A 4,980-nucleotide genomic window follows, 5' to 3' on the forward strand; every position below is an offset into this window, starting at 1 on the left:
CACGCCGAAAGTAGTTGGGGGATCGCTCCCTGCGAGGATAGGACGTTGCCACGCTAGGGCCTCGAGAAGTCTGCATATCCAATGCAGGCTTTTTATTTTGAAAAGATTAATAAAAAGGCAAGCTTCGAGCTTGCCTTTTTAGGCTTTAAAACTGGACCGATGAACGTGGTCAAAATGTCTTCCCTGATAAATTGAAACATCACTGTGATTAATTGCCCATTGCGAGATCGTTTCGAGAACGGGAAGAAGAGTGCGTCCCTTGGTTGTTAGTGAATATTCAACACGGATAGGCATCTCATTGTATTGGTGACGCTGGACGATTCCGGCGGCCTGCAACTCGTGGAGACTATCCGCCAATGCTGTATCGGAGATGTTTTCCATCTCATCCTTGAGTTCTCGGTAGCGTAATGGACCACTATTACCAAGGATACACAGCAGACGTGGCTTCCATTTACCGCCAAAAATGGATAGGGCATAATCAACGGTGCAAAAATACTCTTTTGGTGTTTTACGTTGGTACATTTAATCACTCCTTGTGAACTACCCAGCTATAAGTGACTGGGGCTGTGGGAACGCGAGAATTTTATACATACCTTCACGTTAACCAACCTACGGAATTTTGTCTTTGCCACTCTTTAAAATTAGATTAGTCGATCGCTCTGTTGAAAGTGTAATCAATAGGTAAATGACTATCCCTGAAGAAAACCGGGTTGCGGCCGCTAAGATTTACGCAACATATCGACAGCCCTTCCTTGATACTATCCCAGGTGCGCTAACCAAGCAACTGCTTATTCGGGATGAGAATGTTCAAGTTCTGCATGGCTTCGACAGCGTTACCCATCCTAAAGATTATTAGACTAGTGAAATGTTCGCCAAGCACGGTTTCTCGGAGCTCCAACCAATTTGGTCAATAGACCCGGATGTTCGAATTTATCAGGGTAAGTAGCTCAATGCATCTTAATATTATTAAGCTATATACTTAATAGAACTAACGCCAATAAAAATCACTTACGAAAACTAATCAACTCTGGTAAAGTAACCAATTGTGTAATTAGAGAATTAGTTAGAGGAGTGATTTTTTAATATGAGTAAAGAAACGCGGGGACGGCAGGTTCGCCACCCGAAGCTTGCTATGGTCAGCATGCTGCTGGGGGCGTTCGTCGGGATGCTCAGTGAAACCTCACTGAACATTGCCCTGCCTAAGTTGATCCTGGCATTTCATGTTAATACGGCAACTATTCAGTGGCTGGTGACTGGCTACATGCTGGTCATTGGGATCGTCCTGCCGTTGTCGAGTTTGATTTCAAAGTGGTTCACGACCCGGCAAATCATTATCTTCGCCTTAGTTGACTTTATCGTCGGGGCGGTAATTTCTGCCCTGGCGGGGAACTTCCCGGTTCTCTTGATCGGGCGGATGATTCAGGGGATTGGGACCGGGTTGATCCTGCCCCTGATGTTCGCAGTGGTCATGCGGATCTTCCCACCACAGAAGATCGGTGCCGTGATGGGAGGTTGTGCGCTGGTCATCATGTTTGCGCCGGCGATTGGGCCAACTTTGACTGGTCTGGTTCTGGCTAAGTTATCGTGGAACTGGATTTTCTGGCTCTTTGTTCCATTTCTGGCGGTGGCCCTGATTTTTGCGATCACCTCGCTGGAAAATGTCGGTGACATTACCCGGCCACACGTCGACGTTTTGTCAATCCTCGAATCAGCGGTCGGCTGCTCGGGTTTGGTCATTGGGGCTAGCCTGTCCAGTCGTGACGGATGGCTGTCCGCGCCGGTCCTGTGCGCCCTGATCATTGGGATTGTTGTCCTTGCCTTCTATATCCATCGCCAGGTGCACTTGGAGACGCCAATTCTCAACCTGCGGGTATTTAAGACCCCGGCCTTTGCGATCGGGTCTACCCTGGTGATGTTGGACTTTGGAATTATCCTGGCTGCCATGTACCTCCTGCCAATGTACATTCAAAACGGCCTGTTACTGCCTGTAGCCCTGACCGGGATTATCATGCTGCCAGGTGGGGTGGTCAACGCCCTAACCTCAGCTGTGGCCGGCCGGATGTACGATAGTGTTGGTGCCAAGAAGCCGGCGATGATCGGTTTTATCATCGCCTTGATCGGTGCCGGTATGCTGGCACTGACCAGTGACCATTCTTCAATTGCCTATGTGATTACTGCCCACGTCATCCTGATGATTGGGTGTCCGCTGGCGATGTCGCCATCTCAGACTAGTGCCCTGAACTCACTGTCCGGGATGGAGTCGGCCGATGGTAGTACCATTTTGAACACGATGCAACAGATCGTTGGTGCTCTGGCAACGGCCCTGGCCACCAGCTTCCTTGAATTGGGGCGGGGTGCCGCCACGGGAAGCTCGGCCGTGCGTTTTACCAATGGTGTTCACTGGGGGATCTACTTTACCCTGGTCTTGATCATCATCGGGACCGTCCTGACCTTCAAGATGACTGACAAGCCACACAGCAATGATTTGAAGTAATAAAAAAGGATCTCCGCGGAGATCCTTTTTTAGTCGGCTAGGCGTTGAAGCTCCTTAAGGGCGAGGGGGAACTCACGGAATCCGTCGCTGGTCAGAAAGTGGCCGCCGGTGTCCTGGACAATCAGCTTGGCGCCAAGGTGGTGGGCCACGTCGATACTGTCATGGTAGGGCGCAATCGGGTCATTTTTGGCTGTGATGACGGTTGCCCGACTGGCCTTAGGCGTGATTTCACCATAGTCAGGAGCCGGGGTCATAAAGGTGTCTAGCTCGGGGTAGGCCGGCAAGCCCCGGTCAAAGGCGCCGACCAGGAGAAAGCGAATGTCATGAAGGTGGTGCCGGGCGACAAAACGGAGGGCGGTCACGCAGCCGAGACTGTGGGCGACCAGGATCAGGCCATTCTCAGCGGGTACCTGCCGGTCGATTGCATCATCCCATTCATTGGCCTGCGGGCTGAAGGGATTCGGTAAGAAGATCCGGTCGAGTTTAATCTCCGGTGCGGCGGCGCCTTCCAGCCATGGAAACCAGTCGTCGTCTCTGGTGGAAGTGCCATGAATGAGGTAGGCATTGGTCATAATAGTCATCCTTTCTCAATTTGTTACCCTTATCATAAAATTTTATCAAAGAAGCGGCAATTAGAATGGTCCTGGTTAGTGAAATACCGTTATAATGATGGGGACAAGCACAGAACGAAGGAGGGATGATGATGAGTGAAGTAATGCTGCGGGTGGCACGCCCGAGTGATGCTGCCGCCATCCAACGGATCTATGGTTACTACGTGGATAACACGGCGATCACCTGTGAGGTCGTCACACCGTCGATTGCGGAACTAACGGGACGAATCACCAAGACCCTAGAGAAGTTCCCGTACCTGGTGGCAACCCTGGATGAGCGGGTGGTGGGGTTTGCCTACGTTAGTCCGGCTAACCCCCGTGCTGCATATCAGTGGACGGTGGAGACGTCGATCTATGTGGATCGCAATTGCCGGGGGAAGCACGTCGGAACACGGCTGTATGACATGCTTGAGGAGCTTTGCCGGCGGATGAAGGTGGTTAATATGACCGCTCACATTGTCTACCCCCACGACGACCAGCCGGACCAGTACCTGACCCTGGCTAGCCCTAAGTTCCACGCGGCCTATGGCTACCGTCTCGCCGGCCGTTTTGATCGAAACGTCTACAAGTTTGACAAGTGGTATGACATGATCTGGATGGAGAAGGCCATTGCCGAGCACGGCCATGACCCGGTTCCAATCGTCAACTTTAACGCGATTAAGGAACGGTTCTTCGGTGAATAAAAAAATCGTCAAGCGCGACGATACGCTTGGCGATTTAATATGGACCATGCGAGATTCGAACTCGCGACCTCCTGCATGCGAAGCAGACATTCTCCCAACTGAACTAATGGCCCGTTGCGCTTCTATTATAGCAGGGTTGGGGCTGTGATGTTAATGATCTTTTAGAAAGAAGATGACAAATGTGGTATTGGATGAAATTAGGGTGGCCCAGTCCAGCGATCTGGGCGGGGTAGCAGAGTTGTATAAGGCGATTTGTGACCACCAGCCGCTCGATGAGTATGGGGCCGACTGGACTTGGGGCGAGTACCCGAGTGTTGACGGCCTACGCCAGATGATTGAGGCGGATACCCTGATGATTGCAAGGATCGGCAGGTGGTGGCCGGTGGGCTTCTGACGACGGGTGAGGAATACCCGCAGGTTGACTGGCCTCACCAGTTTGCCGATGATGAGGTGGGCATTCTTCACCTATTTGGCGTCCATCCCAAGTACCGGCGGACGGGGATCTCTTCGGAGTTGCTCCAGGAAATCATCAAGCAGGCTGGCAAGGAGGGGAAGCAGGCGGTCCACCTTGATGTGCTGGCTGGGAATGTTCCGTCCGAGAAGTTATACGTGAAGAATGGCTTCACGGTGGTGCAGGCATTGACACTACACTACGATGACATTGGCGACCAGGATGCTAAGGTCTTGGAGTACTGTATTTAATTCGGGGATGGCTGATCAGCCATCTTTTTTAATTTTAGCTTGCAAAATTGTTACAAAGCGACTATAGTATTTAACTGTTGTGTTTCAGAAACACGACAAAGTTAACTAGACCAAAGTTAGCTTTCACAAGCCGTCAAGGAATGAAACTTGACAGATGGTTTCAATAACTATATGAAAAAGATTTCATACTTTATGCTTGATAAAGTTGGCTGAGGATAGTATAATATGTATTGCTGTTGAGGCAGGCACATTAGTTTTAATTTTGATAATTGAAATTAATAGTTGACTTCTTAATGGTAATCAGCTATTATAAATAAGCTAGCTTGTACGAGTTGATTGTAATTTTTAACTAAGAAAAGTTAATAAAAACTGTTGACTCGATACTAACTAGATGATATAATAATTTTGCTAGGTAAGCACTGATTGCTTAGCGTAGTAGACCTTTGAAAACTGAACAAAGTTTTTGACGAACTAAATGTGTAGGGTCTTC

7 protein-coding genes and 1 tRNA gene are annotated in these 4,980 nt (G+C 49.7%); 5 read left to right on the plus strand and 3 right to left on the minus strand.

Translation table 11 applies throughout. The annotated features are described in order from the left end of the window. Positions 1 to 138: 138 nt before the first annotated feature. Complete coding sequence (locus FD34_RS04555) at positions 139 to 522, minus strand: winged helix-turn-helix transcriptional regulator (protein WP_057807206.1); 384 nt, start codon at positions 520 to 522, stop codon at positions 139 to 141. A 163-nt stretch (positions 523 to 685) separates the two neighbouring features. On the opposite strand from FD34_RS04555, the gene FD34_RS08775 reads away from it, so the two are divergent. Together FD34_RS08775 and FD34_RS04560 are read left to right on the plus strand one after the other, a co-directional pair. After that, the gene (locus tag FD34_RS08775; protein WP_235805987.1) at positions 686 to 856 is read left to right on the plus strand and encodes a hypothetical protein; all 171 of its coding nucleotides are present in this window, start codon (positions 686 to 688) and stop codon (positions 854 to 856) included. Positions 857 to 1,084: 228 nt separating this feature from the next. Further along, complete coding sequence (locus FD34_RS04560; RefSeq protein WP_057807208.1) at positions 1,085 to 2,494, plus strand: DHA2 family efflux MFS transporter permease subunit; 1,410 nt, start codon at positions 1,085 to 1,087, stop codon at positions 2,492 to 2,494. A 29-nt stretch (positions 2,495 to 2,523) separates the two neighbouring features. On the opposite strand, the gene FD34_RS04565 is transcribed toward FD34_RS04560, so the two are convergent. Further along, positions 2,524 to 3,066, minus strand: coding sequence for an RBBP9/YdeN family alpha/beta hydrolase (locus tag FD34_RS04565; protein WP_057807210.1), 543 nt, complete (start codon positions 3,064 to 3,066; stop codon positions 2,524 to 2,526). Positions 3,067 to 3,197: 131 nt separating this feature from the next. On the opposite strand from FD34_RS04565, the gene FD34_RS04570 reads away from it, so the two are divergent. Continuing rightward, positions 3,198 to 3,788, plus strand: coding sequence for a GNAT family N-acetyltransferase (locus FD34_RS04570; protein ID WP_202812839.1), 591 nt, complete (start codon positions 3,198 to 3,200; stop codon positions 3,786 to 3,788). A gap of 40 nt (positions 3,789 to 3,828) precedes the next feature. Here the strand turns inward: FD34_RS04570 and FD34_RS04575 are convergent. Next, positions 3,829 to 3,901, minus strand: a tRNA-Ala gene (locus tag FD34_RS04575). Between the two features lie 59 nt (positions 3,902 to 3,960). Between FD34_RS04575 and FD34_RS04580 the strand changes: the two genes are divergently transcribed. Next, the gene (locus tag FD34_RS04580; RefSeq protein ID WP_152936699.1) at positions 3,961 to 4,182 is read left to right on the plus strand and encodes a hypothetical protein; all 222 of its coding nucleotides are present in this window, start codon (positions 3,961 to 3,963) and stop codon (positions 4,180 to 4,182) included. Next, complete coding sequence (locus FD34_RS04585) at positions 4,164 to 4,490, plus strand: GNAT family N-acetyltransferase (RefSeq protein ID WP_057807215.1); 327 nt, start codon at positions 4,164 to 4,166, stop codon at positions 4,488 to 4,490. The genes FD34_RS04580 and FD34_RS04585 overlap by 19 nt, the downstream gene beginning before the upstream one ends. The last annotated feature ends 490 nt before the right edge of the window (positions 4,491 to 4,980 follow it).

The sequence above is a fragment of the Limosilactobacillus pontis DSM 8475 genome (genome assembly GCF_001435345.1).
Classification (GTDB): Bacteria; Bacillota; Bacilli; order Lactobacillales; family Lactobacillaceae; genus Limosilactobacillus; species Limosilactobacillus pontis.

Excerpts from the sequence above, each read along its gene's own strand:
- FD34_RS04555 (WP_057807206.1), bottom strand. The coding sequence starts at position 522 with ATGTACCAACGTAAAACACCAAAAGAGTATTTTTGCACCGTTGATTAT.
- FD34_RS08775 (WP_235805987.1), top strand. The coding sequence starts at position 686 with ATGACTATCCCTGAAGAAAACCGGGTTGCGGCCGCTAAGATTTACGCA.
- FD34_RS04560 (WP_057807208.1), top strand. The coding sequence starts at position 1,085 with ATGAGTAAAGAAACGCGGGGACGGCAGGTTCGCCACCCGAAGCTTGCT.
- FD34_RS04565 (WP_057807210.1), bottom strand. The coding sequence starts at position 3,066 with ATGACCAATGCCTACCTCATTCATGGCACTTCCACCAGAGACGACGAC.
- FD34_RS04570 (WP_202812839.1), top strand. The coding sequence starts at position 3,198 with ATGAGTGAAGTAATGCTGCGGGTGGCACGCCCGAGTGATGCTGCCGCC.
- FD34_RS04580 (WP_152936699.1), top strand. The coding sequence starts at position 3,961 with ATGACAAATGTGGTATTGGATGAAATTAGGGTGGCCCAGTCCAGCGAT.